Raw genomic sequence first — 17,617 nt, forward strand, 5'->3', positions numbered from 1 at the left:
GGAAGGGGGGTGGGGTACGGGGGTCAGTGCGCGCCCATGCGTCGGCGCAGGCCGAGCGGACGCAGGTCCGTCCAGTCGGCGGCGATGTGGTCCAGGCACTCCTCGCGCGTGCCGGTGAGCCCGACGGTGTGCCAGCCGGCCGGCGGCGCCTGGTCGGCGGGCCACACGGAGCGCTGCTCCTCGTCGTTGACGACGACGGACCAGGCGAGGGCGGGGGCGGCGGTGGCGGCTGCTGCTGCGGTCATCGGGCGTCACCGGCCGGCTTGGTGCCGGAGAACATGAAGAAGACCAGCATCATGGACGCGTCCGGGCGGGCCAGGAACTCGTCCATGGCGTCGGCGGTGACGTCGCAGGGGCGCTGGGCGGCCGGGTTGACGGCGACCATGGCGGCGGTGCGGGAGCGGATGTTCAGCTGCGGAGCGAGGACGTCCATGCCGACCTCCTCGCTGGAGATGGCGATGGCCTCGACCTTGATGTCGGTGAAGCCCGCGGCCTTCATCAGCTGCCCGAGCTCGCGGCCGATCAGGCGGTTGCCGCCGCGACTGGCCTGGAGCTCGATGCGCAGCCGGACGACCTCGTCGAACTCGGGCAGATCGGGCTGCGGGTGCAGCAGGCCCCACAGGGCGTCGTCGACGTCGGTGACGACGAGCTTGCCGCCGGGGCGCAGGGTGCGGTGGATCTCGGCGAGCGCGTCCGGGGTGTGCGGGACGTGCTGGAGGACCAGGCGGGCCAGGGCGAGGTCGTAGCTCTCGTCGGGCAGTCCGCTCTCCAGGACCGAGCCCTGGACGAGGGTGAGCTGGTCCGGGTGGGCCGGGGTGAGGTGGCCGCGGGCGACCTCGATCAGGTCCTCGTTCAGCTCCAGGGCGGTCAGGGTGCCGTCCGGGATCTCCTCCAGGAGGCGCTCGGAGATGTAGCCGGGCCCGGGGCCGATCTCCAGGACGTCGGCGTCGGTGGTGAGGCCGAACTCGCGCAGGACGCGGGCCTCCTTCTGCCAGGAGGCGGCGACCTGCTGGCGCAGGCGGTGGATCTCGTTCTCCGGGGCGTGGTGCTCGCCGGGCTTGTAGTACGAGGAGGGGCGGGTCAGGTCGGCGCCCGGCACCTCGGAGTCGGCGGTCTGCGGGGTCTCGGTCACGGTCGTCATGGGTTCGGTGTCTCCGTCTGTAGCGGTTGCGGGTGGGGTTGGTCAGCGGGGCGCCGGGAGGTACCCGGAGCGCACGAAGTAGTCGAGGTAGGTGCGGAACAGGTCCGCGTCGAGGACCGGGCACTCCACGCCGGTGCCGGCGAGGTGGGCGCGGGTGTCGTCGTCGGAGAAGCGGACGGCGACGAAGCCGCCGCCGGCCGGGTCGAAGAGGCTGAGCAGCGGGTAGGCCGCGTTGTCGGGGTCGGCCTTGATGAGGTCGACCCAGTCGCCGAGGCTCTTCTCGGCGAGCGGGTAGCCGTGGTCGCGGACGTGGTCGAGGACCTCGGTGAGGGGCACCGGGCGGGTGTTGACCTGGTGGTGGATGCCTCCGAGCGCCTCGGGGCGCGCGGCGACCGCGACGATGGCCCGGGCGACGTAGTCGACGGGCACGAGGTCCGCCTCGGCCGTGATGCCCTCGGGGACGGCGCCCGCCTGGACGCAGCCCTTGACGACCCGCCACAGGAAGTCGTCGCTCTGGCAGGCACCGGTCACGGTGTGGCCGGCGATGCGGGCGGGACGGTGCACGGTGACCGGCACGCCCTCCGCTCTGGCGAGCGCGACGACCTGTTCGGCGACCCACTTGCTCTGGGTGTAGCCCTGGCGCAGCTCTTCCGGCGGTCCGGTGACGGCGGTCTCCGACAGGGCTCCGCCGTCGGCCGGCGGGCCGGCGAAGACGCCGACGGTGGAGACGTGGTGGACGGCCGCGCGGCCGGTCGCGGTGGCGAGGCGGAGGATTTCGCGGGTGCCCTCGACGGTGGCGGGGCTCAGCTCCTCGTAGGGGAGCACGAGGTTGACGGCCGCGCCGGAGTGGTAGACGGCGTCGATCCGGGCCGTGAGCTCCTGGTACGTCGCCGGGTCCAGGCCGAGGCGGGGGGCGGCGAGGTCGCCGGGGACGGCGCGGATCCGGCCGGCGCGGCTCGCGTCCCAGAGTCCGAAGCCGGTCAGCACGCGCTCCAGGCGGTGCCGGGCGGCGGGCTCGTCCTGGGCGCGTACCAGGCAGTGCACGGTGGCACCGGTGTGCTCCAGGAGCGCGTCGAGCAGGAAGGCGCCGAGGAATCCGGTGGCGCCGGTGAGCAGGACGTCCCGTTCGCCGCCGGGCCGCTCGGGGGCGGGGTAGCCGGAGATGCCGTCACCGAGGCGGATGTCGGCGCGCATGGCCTCGACAGGCGCCGCGGGCGTCTCGTCCTGGGCTCCGGCCGCGTCGAGCACGCCGGCGATTCCGGCCACGGTCGGGTCGGAGAACAGGACCCGCAGCGGCAGTTCGGTGTCGAACTCCTCACGGAGCCGGAAGACGAGCCGGGTGGCCAGCAGCGAGTAGCCGCCGAGGTCGAAGAAGTTGTCGTGCACACCGACCCGGTCGAGGCCGAGCAGCTCCCGCCAGGCGCGGGCGATCCGTGCCTCGGTGGCGGTGCGCGGGGCGACGTAGGCGGTCGTGCCGGCGGTACGGACCGGCTCCGGCACGGGGAGGACCTTGCGGTCGACCTTGCCGTTGACGGTCAGCGGCAGGGCGTCGAGGACGACGACGGCCGTGGGCACCATGTAGGCGGGCAGGCGTTCGGTGAGGTGGTCGCGCAGCACGGCCGCCGTGTCCTCGGTGCTCCGGCCCGCGCCGGCGCCGGGCTCCAGGGTGGCGTAGCCGTACAGCCGCGTCTCGCCGTCGGCGCCCTGCTGCGGTACGACGACGGCGGCGTGCACCTCCTCGTGGTCGAGCAGGGCGGCCTCGACCTCGCCGGTCTCGATGCGGTAGCCGCGGATCTTGACCTGGTGGTCGGCCCGGCCGACGTACTCGAACTCGCCGCGGGGCATGAGCCGTGCGAGGTCGCCGCTCTTGTAGAGCCGCTCGCCGGGCCGGTCGGTGAAGGGATGGGGCACGAAGCGGTCGGCGGTCTTCACCGGGTCGCGGAAGTAGCAGCGGGCCAGGCCGGGCCCGCCGACGTACAGCTCTCCGGTGACGCCGATGGGCACGGGCTGCAGCAGGTCGTCCAGGGCGTACAGCTCCATGTCGGGCATGGGCCGGCCGATGGGGCTGCGCCGGTTCAGCCGTACGTCCTCCGCGGTCATCTCGCGGATGGTGACGTGGATGGTCTCCGTGATGCCGTACATGTTGACCAGCCGCGGGGAACGGTCGCCGTGCCGCTCGAACCAGCTCGCGAGGGTGCCGGACTCCAGCGCCTCGCCGCCGAAGATGACGACGCGCAGCGGGAGCTCGTCCGGGTCGTGCCGGGCGTCGACGGCGGCGAAGTGGACGAAGGCGGAGGGGGTCTGGTTGAGCACGGTGACGCCCTCCTCGCGGACCAGGGCGTAGTACGCCTCCGGGTCGCGGGCGGTCTCCACCGGCACCACGACGAGCCGGCCGCCGTGCAGCAGGGCGCCCCACATCTCGACGACGGAGACGTCGAAGGCGTAGCTGTGGAGCATCGGCCACACGTCGTGCTCGTCGAAGTCGTAGGTGGAGGTGGCCGTCATCGCGGCGAACATCCGGGCCACCGTGGCATGCGTGACCTGCACTCCCTTGGGGGTGCCCGTGGAGCCGGAGGTGTAGATGATGTACGCCGTGTTGTCGGGCGCGAGCGGCGCCGGATCGCGGTCGGGCACCGCCCGGGCCGGGTCCGGGAACGGCTCCTCGGGACGGTCGAGGACCAGGAGGTGGCCGTCGTACGCGGGCAGGGCGTCGCGCAGCGCGTCGTGCGTGATCAGGACGTGCGGGGTGGCGTCGCCGAGGATGCGGGCCAGCCGGGCGGCCGGGTAGAGCGGGTCCATCGGCACGTAGGCGCCGCCCGCCTTGAACACGCCGAGGATGGCGACGGCGGTGTCGAGGCCCCGCTCCAGGAACAGGCCCACCAGGGTCTCGCGGCCGACGCCGGCTGCGCGCAGCCGTACGGCCAGCGCTTCGGCCCTGCGGTCGAGTTCGGCGTAGCTGAGGTGCTCGCCCGCGCAGGAGACGGCGACGGCGTCGGGCCGGCGGCGGGCGTGGCCCGCGAACGTCTCGTGGAGGCACGCGGTGACGGGGAAGTCCTGCGAGCGGCGGCCGATGTCGAGGACGCGGCGCCGTTCGGTGCCGCTGAGCAGCGGCAGCCGGGACAGGCGGGTGTCCGGGGCGGAGACGGCGCCTTCGAGCAGCACCAGGTAGCGGTCGAGCATGCGCTCGGCGGTGGTCCGGTCGAAGAGGTCGCTGTCGTACTCGAGAGTGGCGACCCAGCCCTCGGCGCGCCGGCCGAGGATGAGCTGGAGGTCGAAGCGGGAGGTGCCGTTGTGCGTCTCGACGGCCTCGGCCGCCAGACCCGGCAGGTCCAGGGTGCTGGTGGTGGCGTTCTGGAGGACGAACATGGTCCGGAACAGCGGGGTGAGGTGGCTGCCGCGGTCAGGGCGCAGGTCCTCGACGATCTTCTCGAACGGCAGCCCCTGGTGGGCGTAGGCGCCGAGGGCCGTCTTGCGGACGCGTCGTACCAGGTCGCCGAAGTCCGGGTCGCCGGAGAGGTCGATCCGCAGCGGGAGGGTGTTGACGAAGAGGCCGATCAGTTCCTCGGTGTCGACGTCGCCGCGGCCCGCGATCGGCGTGCCGACGACGATCTCGCTCTGTCCTGCGCAGCGCTGCAGCAGGGCGCCGTAGGCGGCGAGCAGCACCATGTACGGGGTGACGCCCCGGCCGCGGGCGAGGACGGTGACGGAGTCGACGAGCGGCTGGGGGATCTCGCGGCGGATCCGGGCACCCCGGTAGCCGGGCTCCTCGGGGCGGGGGCGGTCGGTGGGGAGTTCGAGGGCCGGCAGGTCGCCGGCGAGGCGCTCGCGCCAGTACGTGAGGTCGGCGTCCATGGTGCCGTCGGCGAACCGCTGCTGCTGGCGCTCGGCGAACTCGGAGTAGCGCACGGGAGGTTCGGGCAGCAGATCGGCGTTCCCGGTCCCGGTGGGAGTGGCGGTGAGTGCGGTGTAGGCGCGGTTGAACTCACGGATGAGCACGTCGAGCGACCAGCCGTCGCAGACCATGTGGTGCACGGTGAGGGCGAGGATGTGCTCCTCGTCGGCGAGCTTGGCCAGGCCGATCCGCAGCAGCGGCGGCCGGTCGAGGGCGAAGGGCGCGGTGGCCTGCGCGGTCAGCCAGTCGGTGATCGTCCCGGCGTCCTGGGCGGGGGCGCCGCGGCTGAAGTCGGCGTGCTCGACGACGGGCTCCGCCTCCTCCGGGGCGAGCACGCGCTGGCCGGGGGTGCCCCGGTGGACGCCGAAGGAGGCGCGGAGCGTCTCGTGGCGGCGCACGACCGCGCGGAAGGCGCCGCCGAGCGCGGCGAGGTCGAGCGGGCCGGTCAGTCGCACGGCGAGCGGGATGTTCTGGAGGGCGGTGCCCGGCACGAGCTCTTCCATGAACCACATGCGCTGCTGTGCGAACGACAGCGGTTCGGTCGTCTGGATGGTCACTGCTCCACCGCCTCGTGGGGGTTGTCGGTCTGTGCGCGGACGGCGAGTTCGGCCATCCGCCGTACGGTCGGCTCGTCCAGGAAGTCCTCCAGGGGGAGTTCCACCCGGAAGAGCCGGTTGGCCCGGGAGACGAGCTGCGAGGCGTTGAGCGAGTCGCCGCCGAGCATGAACAGGTCGTCGTCGGGTCCGATGTGCTCGATGCCGAGCAGCTCCCGCCAGATCGCGGCGATCCGCTCGACCGGTCCCGCGTCGGGCGACACCTCGGGCGCCGGGGGGCGGGCCGGAGCCTGCCCCTGGGTCGGGGCCTGGCCGGCCGTGGGTGCGGTGTCGTCGTGGGGTCCGGCGTCGGGCACGGCGGCCCGGGCCGGGGGCAGCGCCGGGGTCTCCCGCGTCTCGATCCAGTGCCGGCGGCGCTCCATCGGGTGGCCGGGCAGGGGCACGGCCGTGGCCGTGCCGTCCGAGGGCAGTTCCACATCGACACCGCGGGCCCATGCCTGTCCCAGGGCCCGGAGCAGATGGCGCCGGTCCGCACCCGCCTGCCGGGCGCCGCGCACGGTGCTGACCGGCCGGAGGCCGGGGCCCGCGACCTGGGCGGCGAAGCGTCCCAGGGCCCGGCCGGGGCCCAGTTCGAGCAGGACCGCGTCCGGGGCGGCGGCGAGCAGTTCACCGACACCGTCGGCGAACCGGACGGCGGCCCGGGCCTGCCCGGCCCAGTAGCGCGGGTCGGTCGCCTCGGCGTCGGTGATCCAGGTGCCGGTGACGTTCGACACGAAGGGGATACGGGGGGTGCTCAGCGGCACCCGGGCGACCTCGGCGGCGAACGGTTCCACCATCGGGTCGAGCATCGCGGAGTGGAAGGCGTGCGAGGTGACGAGCCGCTTCGCCGCGACACCGCGGGCGCCGAGCAGGGACTCGGTCCGGGCCACGGCCTCCTCGGTGCCGGACAGCACGATCCGCTGCGGTGCGTTGAGCGCGGCGATGCCGAGGTCGGGCCCTGTCAGGGCACGCGCCTCGTCCTCGGTCAGCTCCACGGCGAGCATCGCGCCGCGCGGCCGCTCGCCCATCAGCCGGCCGCGGACGGCGACCAGGCGGACGGCGTCCTCCAGGGTGAAGACGCCGGCCAGGCAGGCCGCGGTCCACTCCCCCAGGCTGTGGCCGAGCAGGGCGGCGGGCGTGACCCCGCGGGCCGTCCACCAGCGGGCCAGGGCGTATTCGACGGCGAACAGGGCGGGTTGGGCGAGCTGGGTGGCGACCAGCGGGTCGTCGGCGCCCGGCTGTGCCGGCGTGCTCAGCAGGCCGCGCAGGTCCGTTCCGGTGTGCGGGGCGAGCAGTTCGGCGATCTCGTCGATGTGCCGGGCGAACTCGGGCTCCGTGCGGAGGAGTTCCGCGGTCATGCCCTGGTACTGGGTGCCCTGGCCGGGGAAGAGGAAGACGGCCGGGGTCTCGCCGGTGGCGTGTTCGGCGCCGGCCTTCCGCAGGGCGGCGGCCGCCTCGGCGGGAGAGGCGGCGACGACGGCGGCCCGGTGCGGGAAGCGCCGGCGCCGGTGGGCGAGGGTGTGCGCGATGTCCGCGAGCCGCTCGGCGGGGGCGTCCTCGATCGCCCGGGCGAGCCGGTCGGCCGACTCGGCGAGGGCGGACGGGGTGCGCGCCGAGACCGTGAGGAGGAGGTCCTGACCGTCCGTACGGGCGGGGGCCGGGGTGGGGGGCGCCTGCTCCAGGACGACGTGGGCGTTGGTGCCGCCGACGCCGAAGGAGCTGACGCCCGCGCGGCGGGGCCCGTCGCCGGCCGGCCAGGGGCGCAGCCGGTCGTTGACCGCGAACGGGGACTTCTCGCTGGTGCGGGGGTTGCGCTCGCGGTAGTGCAGGCTCGGCGGCAGGTGGCCCTCGCGCACGGCGAGGACCGTCTTGATGAGCCCGATCACCCCGGAGGCGGCGTTGAGGTGGCCGATGTTGGTCTTGACAGAGCCGATCGGGACGGATCCGGGAGCCACGCCCTCGGCGGCGAACACCTCGTCGAGCGCGGCGAGTTCGACCGGGTCGCCGATGGCGGTGCCGGTGCCGTGCGCCTCCACGTAGCCGACCGTCGCGGGGCTGACGTCGGCGGCGTAGTAGGCGTCGTGGAGCACCTGGACCTGGCCGTCGACGCTCGGCGCGGTGTATCCGGTCTTGCGTGCGCCGTCGTTGTTGACGGCCGAGCCGAGGATCACCGCGTGGACGCGGTCGCCGTCGGCGAGGGCGTCGGAGAGCCTCTTGAGGGCGACGACGCCGACTCCGCTGCCGAAGACCGTGCCGGCGGCGTCCGCGTCGAAGGCCCGGCAGTAGCCGTCGGGCGACTGGATGCCCCCGGTCTCGTACACATAGCCCCAGTCCTGCGGGAGCTTGAGCGACGCGCCTCCGGCCAGCGCCAGGTCGCACTGGTAGTCGAGCAGGGCCCGGGCGGCCTCGGCGACCGCGACGAGCGAGGTGGAGCAGGCCGTCTGCACGGTGACGGCGGGGCCGGTCAGGCCGAGGCGGTGGGCGACCCGGCTGGTCAGGTAGTCCTTGTCGTTGCCGTGCAGCAGGGCCGCCGGGTACTCGCCGAGCATCCGGTCCCGGTCCAGGCCCGGCAGCACGTTGAGCACCAGGTACGAGTTGAACGAGGTGCCGCCCCACACGCCGACGCGGCCCTGGGCGCGCTGCGGGTCGCACCCGGCGTCCTCGAGCGCGGCCCAGCACTGCTCCAGGAAGAGCCGCTGCTGGGGGTCGGCCAGCTCCGCCTCGCGCGGAGTCATGCCGAAGAAGGCGGCGTCGAAGTCCTCGGCGCCCTTCAGGCGCGCGACGGCCGGTACGTAGCCGTCGGGCGCGTCCGCGGGCGGGTCGAGGCGCTCGATCGACTCGACGCCCCGCACCAGGTTGTCCCAGAATCCGGCGGCGTCGTCGGCCCCGGGCACCCGGCAGGCCAGCCCCACGACGGCGATCCGCTCCGGCTGGTCCGCCTCGTCGTCCGCGTGTCCCACAAGCTCAGACATCCCCCTGCCCCCTTCTCATCCGGCGCCGCCGGTCGGCGACCCGTCTGGCGCGCTCGGCCGCTTCGTCGCGAACGGCCTGGTTGTTCGTGTGTGCCGCGGTCGCCGCCCCGTCGGTCCCGCCGTCGGCGAGTCCGTCCAGGTGGCGTGCGAGTGCGGCGACGGTCGGGTGCCGCAGCAGGTCGACCACCGGTACGTCGAGGGCGAACTCCTCCCGCAGCCGGGTCTGCAGCGGCACCAGGTGGAGCGAGTGGCCGCCGCGGCCGAAGAAGGTGTCGTCCCGTCCGAGGTCCTCGACGTCCAGCAGTTCCCGCCACAGGGCCCGGACGCGTTCCTCGGTGCGGGTGACCGGTGTGCGGGTGGTGCCGGCGCGCTCGGCCGCCCGGCGACGGGCCCGCAGCCGGGCGACGTCGACCTTGCCGTTGGCGGTCAGCGGGAAGGCGTCGACCACCTCCAGGACGCCCGGCACCATCGGTGCGGGCAGCCTGGTGAGCAGGTACGTCCGCAGTGCGTCACCGTCCACGGCGGGGTCCCTGGTGGCGTCCGTGGTGACCCAGGCGGCGATGGACAGCTCGCCGGTGCTGTCGGACACGGGTGTCACCACGGCCGCGGTGACCGCGGGGTGGCTGCGCAGGCAGTGCTCCACGCCGGCGAGGTCCACGCGGTGGCCCCGCACCTTCACCTGACGGTCGGCGCGGCCCGCGAAGACGACCGTGCCGTCTTCCCGGTACCGGCCGAGGTCGCCCGTGAAGTAGAGGCGCTCTCCGTGGCTTCCCGCCGGATCGGCGGTGAACCGGCCCGACGGGTCGTCGCCGAGATAGCCGTCCGCGAGGTACGGGGTGCGGACCACGATCTCGCCCAGCTCACCGACCGCCGCGGGGGCCCGGTCCCGCATCACCAGGAGCTGGGCCCCGTCGATGCCCTTGCCCAGCGGCACGGGCTCGTCGGGGGCGGCCTCGCCCACCGTGTGCCAGGCCGGGGCCTGTGGCGTCTCGGTGGCACCGTAGAAGTTGGCCAGGCGGACGCCCGGCGCCAGGCGGCGCATGAGGGCGGTCTCCCTGCCGGTGAGCACGTCCCCGCCGAAGACGACGAGGCGCAGCGACGGCAGGCAGCCGTCGGGAAGACCGGCGAGGAACCGTGCCATCGGCGGGGTGAGATGCAGGACGGTGATCCCCTCGCCGGCCAGCCAGGCTGCGAAGGTCTCCGGGGTCGCCCGGACGTCCTCGTCCGGAACGTGCAGGCGGGCGCCGGCCGAGAGCGGCACGAACAGGTCGCGCAGCAGCGGGTCGTGGCTCAGGCCCGAGGTCAGCGCGAACCGGTCGTCGGCGGTCACGTCGAAGGTGCGGGTGTACCAGTCGACGAAGTGGGCGAGCGGGGCGTGGCTCGCCGACACTCCCTTGGGAGCGCCGGTGGTGCCCGACGTGAACGCGATGTACGCGGTGTCGGCCGGGAGCGCGGGCGCGAACCCCGGGGCGGGGTGCGGCGCCGCGGCGGCGGTGGTGACGGTGCCGGTGAATCCCGGCGGCGGGCCGAGGACCTCGGGCTGCCCGGCCCGCGTCTCCAGCCAGGCCTTCGCTCCCAGGAGCCGCGCGCACTGCTCCCGGCGCTCGGCGGGATGGGCCCGGTCGAGGACGGAGAAGGCGGCTCCGGAGCGCAGGGCGGCCAGGACGGCGACGACCAGGGCGGGGGTCCGCTCGGCGTGCACGGCCACGACGTCGCCGCGGCCCGTTCCGGCGTCGTGCAGCTCGGCGGCGAGGGAGTCGACGGCGGCGGCCAGTTCGCCGTACGTCAGCTCCGTGCCCCGGTGACGCAGGGCGACGGCGCCCGGGCGGGCGGCGGCCGTGGCGGCGAACCGCTCGTGCACGGCTGCCGTCCAGGGCTCCGGCGGCAGCGGCCGGCCCGGGTCGGGCAGCGCGGCCGGGCGGGGCACGCTCAGCTCGCGCAGCGGGCGTCCGGGTTCGGCGGCGGCAGCTGCGAGCAGCGCCTCGAACTGGTCGAGGAACGCCGTGACGGTGGAGGCGTCGAAGAGCGAGGCGTCGTGGACGAGGTCCAGGCCGAGCGAGCCGTCGGCGGCCGGCTTGACGTACAGCGTCAGATCGAAGCGGGCGCTGAGGTCCTCGGTCTCGACGAGCCGGGTCCGCACACCGGGCAGCGGCGGGTGCGAGTCGTCCAGGTTGAGCATGTTGAACAGCACCTGGAAGACCGGGGTGCGGGTCAGGTCCCGGTCCAGGGCCAGCCGGTCCACGATCCGCTCGAAGGGCACGTCCTGGTGCGCGTCGGCGTCCAGGGCCGTGGCCCGCACCCGGCGCAGCAGCTCGCGGAAGGCGGGGCCGCCGGAGGTGTCGGTGCGGACGGCGACGGTGTTCACGTACAGGCCGACGCTGTGCTCCAGGTCCTGGCGGCCGCGGCCGGCGACGGGCATGCCGACGACGATGTCGTCCTGGCCGGACCAGCGCGCGAGGAGGGCGTTGTAGACGGTGAGCAGCGCCATGGAGAGCGAGGCGTTCTCCTCGCCGGCGAGGGCGCGCAGCCGGCCGGCGAGCTCGGCGTCGACGGTACGGCGCTGCCGTGCGGCGGGCCGGTCCTGCTGGTCCCGGCGCGGCCGGTCGGTCGGCAGCTCCAGGGCGGCGGGGGCGCCGTCGAGCACCTCGGCCCAGTGGGCCAGTTCCGTCTGTCCCGCCTCGCTGTTCTGGCGCGCCGTCTGCATGCCGGCGAAGTCGGCGTACTGGACGACGGGTCCGGCCAGGACCGCGGGCGTGTCTGCGGACTCCTGGGTGAACGCCGCGTAGAGCATGGTCAGTTCGCGGACGACGAGGCGCATGGACCAGCCGTCGGCGGCGATGTGGTGCACGGACAGCTGCACGACGTGCCGGTCGGCGGCCAGCTTGATCAGCTGGGTGTGCAGGGGCGAGCGGGTGAGGTCGAAGGGCCGCTGGTTGAAGGCCCTGGTGTGCTCCTCGCGCGCGGCCTCCCGGGCGTCGGGGGCGAGCCCGGAGAGGTCGGCCAGGGGCAGGATCTCGTCGGTGGCGCCGTCGACGACCACCTGGCGGGGCTCGCCCGCCACGGCGACGTACACGGTGCGCAGCGCCTCGTGACGCCGTACGACCTCGGTCATCGCCGACCGCAGGGCCGCGGTGTCGACGGCCCCGTCGAGGTGGAGCTCGCCGGCGATGCGGTAGGCCAGGCCGCCGGGCCTGAGCTGCTCGACGAACCACATCCGCTGCTGGGCCGAGGACAGGGGCAGGCCTTCGGGTCCGCGCGGCAGCCTCGGGACCGGCTCGGTCCTGGCCGCCGTGCCGGTGACCGCCCGGCCGGCCTCGGCGAGCACAACGATGCGGGCGGCGACGTCGCGCAGGACGGGGGCGTCGAAGAGGTCGCGCAGGGGGAGTTCGACGCCGGTGCGCTCGTGGAGACGGGAGGCCGCCTGGATGGCGAGGAGGGAGTGGCCGCCCAGCTCGAAGAAGTTGGCGTCGGCGCCGATCCGCTCGATGCCGAGGAGCTCGCTCCACACCTCCGCGACGGCCTTCTCCGTGGGGGTCCGCGGCGGGAGGGACGCGCGGGCGTCGTCCTCCGGCAGCTCCTCGGGGGCGGGGAGCAGCGCTCGGTCCACCTTGCCGTTGGGGTTCAGCGGGAAGGTGTCCATGACGAACAGGTGGGAGGGGATCATCGCCGACGTGAGGCGCTCGGCCAGGTGTGCCCGCAGCGCGGCGACGGTGGGCGGCTCGGCCGCCGGCTCCTTGAGGACGTAGCCGGCCAGGATCAGCCGTCCGTCACGGCCGGGACGCGCCATGACGACCGCTTCGCGGACGCCGGGGTGCGAGTCGAGGGCGTCCTGCACCTCGCCCGGTTCGATGCGTACGCCGCGGATCTTGACCTGGTGGTCGGCGCGGCCCAGGTAGTGCAGGGTGCCGTCGCGGTCGAAGCGGACGCGGTCGCCGGTGCGGTAGACCCGGGCGCCGGGGGTGTCGGAGAAGGGGTGCGGGAGGTAGCGGTCGGCGGTCAGGTCGGCCCGGTTCTGGTAGCCGCGGGTGACGCCGGTGCCGCCCAGGTACAGCTCGCCGACGACGCCGGCCGGGACCGGGCGCAGCTCGGCGTCGAGGACGTACAGCTCGGTGCCGGGCAGGGCGCGGCCGATCGGCGGGACAGCTCCGTCGGGGGCACAGATCTCGGTGGTGCAGAAGACGGTGATCTCGGTGGGGCCGTAGGCGTTGACGATGCGGCGCCCCGGCGACCAGGCCCGTACGAGGTCGGCCGAGATGGCCTCGCCGACCGAGGTGAGCTCGGTGACGGTGGGCAGGTCGGCCGGGTCCATCGTGGCGAGGACGGAGGGGGTGGCGCTGAGCGTGGTGACGCGCTCGCGCCGGATCGTGTCGACGAGCGGGGGGCCCGGGCGCAGCTCCTCGCGCGGGGCGACCACCAGGGTGCCTCCGGTGGTCAGCGCCATCATCCATTCCCAGGTGCTGACGTCGAAGCTGATGGAGGCGTTCTGCAGGACCCGCCGGCCCGGTCGGGGCGGCATCGACTCGCGGTGGGCGAGGTCGAAGTCGACGAGTCCGGCGTGTTCGACCATGACGCCCTTGGGGCGGCCGGTGGAGCCGGAGGTGTAGATGACGTACGCGAGCCGGTCGCCGTCCGGCTCGGGCAGCGCGGGCGCGGGCACGGGCGGCTCGTGGACGTCGTCGAGGTGGAGGACGGGCACGTCCACCGCGGGCAGCCGGCCGACGACGGCGCGCTGGGCGAGCAGCAGGGCGACGGAGGAGTCCTCGATCATGTACTCGAGCCGCTTGACCGGGTAGGTGGGGTCGAGCGGAATGTAGGCACCGCCCGCCATCAGGACGGCGAGCAGACCGACGAAGAGCCGGGGGGTGCCGTCGCCGGTGAGGCCGACCTTGGTCTCGGGGCCGACGCCGTGGGCGCGCAGCACGAGCGCCAGGGCCGCCGCCTGCTCGGCGAGTTCGCGGTACGTGAGCCGCTCGTCGCCGCACTCGACGGCCGTGGCGTCCGGGGTACGGGCGGCCTGGTCGAGCACCAGCTGGTGGACGCCGCGGTGGGCCAGGGCGGACGGGTCGCCGGGCCGGCTCCAGTCGGTGAGGACCTGTCGGCGGTCCTCGTCGGAGAGCATGGGCAGCATCCCGTGGGGGGTGTCGGGGCGGGCGGCGCAGGCCGCGGCGAGCGCCCGGAAGTGCCGGCCGAGGGCCTCCGCGGTCTCCCGGTCGAACAGGTCGGTGGCGTAGCGCAGGGAGCAGCTGACCGTGCCGTCGACCTCCTCGGCGAAGACGGTCAGGTCGTGCTCGCTGCCCTGGACGGCCACCGGGTGGGGCTCCATGACGAGGTCGCCGACGGCGAGCCGGGCGCCGGCGGCGCCGGTCGCGAACAGCGAGAGGCCCTGCTCGGAGGCCGAGGAGGTGGACTCGTAGAAGAAGGCGACGTCGAACAGGCTGCCTCCCGGGCCCTTCCGGGCGGCCTGCTCGGCGACGAGCGGATACGGGTAGTCCTGGTGCTCCATGGCGTCGAGCGCGGTGTCGCGCACCTGGTCCAGGAGGGAGCGGAAGGTCTGCTGCCGCTCGATGCGGGTCCGCAGCACCATCAGATTGGCGAAGTAGCCGACGACGTCCTCGAAGGCGGCGTTGGCGCGGCCGGCGGCGACCGAGCCGAGCCAGATGTCGTCCTGCCCGGTGTAGCGGTGCATCAGCAGGTTGAACACGGACAGGACGGCCGTGTAGAGGGTGCCGCCGGTCTCCCGTGCGATGCGGCGCAGGTCCGCGGTGACGTCCGCCTCGAGGGCGAAGGTGTGCACGGCGGTGCGGTGGCTGGGGCGGGCGGGGCGGGGCCGGTCGGCGGGCAGTTCGAGGCGGGGCACCTCGCCGGTGAGCCGGTCCGCCCAGAAGGCGGCGCTCCCGGCGCCCCTGGCGCCGTCGACGAGCTCGCGCTGCCAGCGGACGTACTCCTGGTAGTCGGCGGCGGGCCGGGCGAGGGTGACGGGGCGGCCGTCGCGGGCCGCCGGGTAGGCCTGCTGGAGGTCGCGGAGGATCAGCGAGAAGGCCCACAGGTCGGCCGCGATGTGGTGGGTGCCGAGGAGGAGGACGTGCCGGTCCTCGCCGAGCCGCAGCAGCAGGCAGCGCAGGAAGGCGCCTTCGGCCAGGTCGTAGGGGCGTTCGGCGAACGCCGAGACGGCGCGATCGATCTCGGTGTCGTCGCGGCCGCTCAGGTCCTGCTCGGCGAACTCGACCTGGGCGCCGGTCACGACGCGCTGGACGAGGCGGCCGTCCTCCTGGAGCACGGCCGTGCGCAGGACGGGGTGGGTGTCGAGGACGCCCTGCAGCGCGGTGCGCAGTGCCGGCGCGTCCAACGGGCCGCTGACCCGGGCCGCGAAGCACAGGTGGTAGGCGGGGCTGCCGGGGTGCATCTGCTCGAACAGCCACAGGGCGCGCTGTCCTTCGGACACGGGGTGGGTGGTGGGCGGGGCCGCGGCGGTCCGGGCGGCGGCCCGGCGCAGCAGCTCGGCGCGGAGGAGGGCGCGTCGCTCGTCCGTGGTGGCGGAGGCGGTGGCGCCCGTCGTGGGCGGGGCCTGGTGTGTCGTCATATCTCGCCCGCTGCGTCACCGGCCAGTCGGCCGAGCAGCGAGTCCACCTCCTCCGGGGAGAGCGCGTCGAGGTCGGCGAGGAGCCGCTCGATGTCCGCGGGGTCGTCGAGGTCGGGCAGTCCCGGTCCGTGACCGGGTTCCCGTTGGTCGTGTGCCGCACCGGGCGTCTGCTCCGGTGCGAGCCGTTCGCCGAGCTCCGCGGCGAGGTCGGCGGCGAGGTCGGCGGCCGTGGCGCCGCGCAGGATGCGGACGAGCCCGATCTCGACGCCGAAGTCGGCCGCGAGGGAGCGCCGCATCTCCAGGCCCATGACCGAGTCCATGCCGAGCTTGTTCAGGGGGCGCTGCGCCGGTATCCGGTCGGCGGTGGTCCGCAGGGCGGTGGCGGCGGCCTGGCGCACCCGCTCGGTGAGCAGGGCTTCGCGGGTGACGGCGTCGGCCGCGAGCAGGGCGTCCAGGTCCGCCGACTCCTGCACCGGGACGGCCTCGGTGTCCGCCGGCCCGGTGACGGTGGCCGCCCGGTCGCGCCAGGCGGACCGTGCGACGCGCAGGAGAGGGCGTCCGTCCTCGGCCATGACGGTGGTCCCCGCGCCGCCGTCCTCGGTCCGGGCCACATGGACCCAGTACGGCCGGTCCTCGGTCGCGTACAGCTCGATGCCCCGAAGCGCCCGGGGGGCGTGGGCGCCGAGCACGGCCGCGGTGATCCGGAGCGCCACGTCGAGGAGGGAGCGCAGCCCTGGGGCGATGCCCGGGCGGAGCCGTACCAGGACGTCGCGCTCCGCGTGCCAGGCGGTCTCGGCGGCGGTGTCGGCCACGGTGCGCGGCGCGGCGCAGCGCGCGGTCAGCGCGGCGAGGGTGTGCGGCTCGGTCTCCGGCGTGGGGACGAGCACCTCCCGCCGCGCGGTGAGGAGCCGGGTCCAGGCGGATCCGGGGGTACGGCCGTAGGCGGCGACCGTGGCCGCGCCCGGGGCGACCGGGCCGGCGACGACGGAGGCTTCTTCGGGCACCAGGTCCTCGGTCGTGTCCCAGTCGACCGAGACGCCGTGCCGCGTCGTGTCCGCGCACGTGTCCGTGGCGGGGTCCGCGTACGTCTCCGTGGCGGGGTCCGCGTACGTCTCCGTGGCGGGGTCCGCGCACGTCCCCGTGGCGGGGTCCGCGCACGTCTCCGTGGCGGGGTCCGCGTACGTGTCCGTGGCGGGGTCCGCGTACGTCTGCGTGGCGTGGTCCGCGTACGTGTCCGTGGCGGGGTGCGTCGCCTCCCGGGCCGCCGTGTCGAGGGCGGCCATCGCGGTGGCCGCGGCACCGGCCGCGAACTGGGCGACCCGGCCGCGCAGCGCGATACGGGGGGCGTCCTTGCCGGCCGCCGCGAGGAAGCGCACCTTGCGCGCGCCGCGGGGCCGGGCGGGCCCGGCCGCACCGGCCCGGCGCAGCTCCCACACCGTGCGCAGGACGTTCTCCTGCTCCCCTTCGCCGCGCCGCAGGGTGGGCAGGACGAGGGGCTCGACGCCCCGCGCCGCGCAGCACTCGGTCAGCGAGGGCGAGAGGGTGGGATGGGCGCCGACCTCGACGAAGGTGCGGCAGCCGAGGCCGACGAGGGTGTCGACGGCCTGGACGAAGCGGACGGGGCGGCGCAGGTTGTCGGCCCAGTACTCGTGGCCGAGAGCGGGGCCGTCGACGACGTCCCCGGTCACCGTGGAGACCAGGGCGCCGGTGGTGGCGCGCGGCTCGATGCCCCGCGCCGCCTCGGCGAACTCGGCGCGCAGCGGCTCCAGGTAACGGCTGTGGAAGGCGATCTCGCCCGGCAGCAGCCTGCTGAACACCTCCTGCGCGGCGAGCTCGTCCACCACGGCCCGGACGGTCGTGGCGTCTCCCGCGACGAGGGTGGAGCCGGGCGCGTTCCACGCGGCGATGTCCGCCGCCCCGCCGTGGCGTTCGATCAGCGCGGCGGCCGCCTCGGCGTCGACGCCGAGGAGCGCGGTGCGGCCGGTGCCCACGGCCCGGCGCATCAGTTCACCCCGGAGCCTGGCCAGACGCAGCGCGCCGGCCAGGTCCAGGGCGCCCGCTGCGGCAGCGGCGGCGATCTCGCCGAGGCTGTGGCCCACGAAGGCGTCGGCGACGACGCCCCGTTCGGCCAGCAGCCGCGCGAGGGCGATCTGCAGCGCGACCAGCGTGGGCTGGAGGACGGCCGGGTCCTCCAGCCGCGACTCCGCCCGGGACGCGGCCAGTTCGCCGAGGAGTGACCATCCGGTGGCGGCGCGCAGGACGGCGTCCGCCTCCTCGAGCACGGCCCGCGCGGACGGCTCGTGGGCGATGAGGTCCTGCCCCATGCCCAGCCACTGGTTTCCCTGTCCGGAGAAGACGAGGGCGGTGCGGCCCCTGCCGTGGGCGCGCGGTGCGTCGGCCGCCACCGTCGCGTGGCCGGCCCAAGTCGATGTCGTCACT

Annotated in this window: 6 protein-coding genes; all 6 read right to left on the minus strand. The window is 74.9% G+C overall.

Features of this window, described 5'->3' with window-relative positions; all coding sequences use genetic code 11:
- Positions 1-23: 23 nt before the first annotated feature.
- The 6 genes from ACN9M0_RS05230 to ACN9M0_RS05255 are packed head-to-tail and all read right to left on the minus strand — an operon-like array spanning position 24 to position 17,616.
- Positions 24-245, minus strand: a complete 222-nt coding sequence (locus ACN9M0_RS05230; RefSeq protein WP_426403197.1) for an MbtH family protein — start codon at positions 243-245, stop codon at positions 24-26.
- Positions 242-1,141 carry a class I SAM-dependent methyltransferase gene (locus ACN9M0_RS05235; RefSeq protein WP_366038633.1) on the minus strand — a complete coding sequence of 300 codons (900 nt, stop codon included), beginning with the start codon at positions 1,139-1,141 and terminating at the stop codon, positions 242-244. Before ACN9M0_RS05235 ends, ACN9M0_RS05230 begins: the two co-directional genes overlap by 4 nt.
- Positions 1,142-1,183: 42 nt before the next feature.
- The gene (locus ACN9M0_RS05240; protein ID WP_426403198.1) at positions 1,184-5,590 is read right to left on the minus strand and encodes a non-ribosomal peptide synthetase; all 4,407 of its coding nucleotides are present in this window, start codon (positions 5,588-5,590) and stop codon (positions 1,184-1,186) included.
- Positions 5,587-8,598: a type I polyketide synthase gene (locus ACN9M0_RS05245; protein WP_426403199.1), complete on the minus strand. Its 3,012-nt coding sequence runs from the start codon at positions 8,596-8,598 to the stop codon at positions 5,587-5,589. Before ACN9M0_RS05245 ends, ACN9M0_RS05240 begins: the two co-directional genes overlap by 4 nt.
- Positions 8,591-15,178 carry an amino acid adenylation domain-containing protein gene (locus ACN9M0_RS05250; protein WP_426403200.1) on the minus strand — a complete coding sequence of 2,196 codons (6,588 nt, stop codon included), beginning with the start codon at positions 15,176-15,178 and terminating at the stop codon, positions 8,591-8,593. Before ACN9M0_RS05250 ends, ACN9M0_RS05245 begins: the two co-directional genes overlap by 8 nt.
- Positions 15,175-17,616 carry an acyltransferase domain-containing protein gene (locus tag ACN9M0_RS05255; RefSeq protein WP_426403201.1) on the minus strand — a complete coding sequence of 814 codons (2,442 nt, stop codon included), beginning with the start codon at positions 17,614-17,616 and terminating at the stop codon, positions 15,175-15,177. Before ACN9M0_RS05255 ends, ACN9M0_RS05250 begins: the two co-directional genes overlap by 4 nt.
- Position 17,617 lies beyond the last annotated feature (1 nt).

The organism is Streptomyces sp. R-07 (assembly GCF_049913175.1).
Classification (GTDB): domain Bacteria; phylum Actinomycetota; class Actinomycetes; order Streptomycetales; family Streptomycetaceae; genus Streptomyces.

Bases quoted from the DNA above. Each gene is read 5' to 3' on its own strand.
- ACN9M0_RS05230 (WP_426403197.1), bottom strand. From the start codon at position 245: ATGACCGCAGCAGCAGCCGCCACCGCCGCCCCCGCCCTCGCCTGGTCC.
- ACN9M0_RS05235 (WP_366038633.1), bottom strand. From the start codon at position 1,141: ATGACGACCGTGACCGAGACCCCGCAGACCGCCGACTCCGAGGTGCCG.
- ACN9M0_RS05245 (WP_426403199.1), bottom strand. From the start codon at position 8,598: ATGTCTGAGCTTGTGGGACACGCGGACGACGAGGCGGACCAGCCGGAG.
- ACN9M0_RS05250 (WP_426403200.1), bottom strand. From the start codon at position 15,178: ATGACGACACACCAGGCCCCGCCCACGACGGGCGCCACCGCCTCCGCC.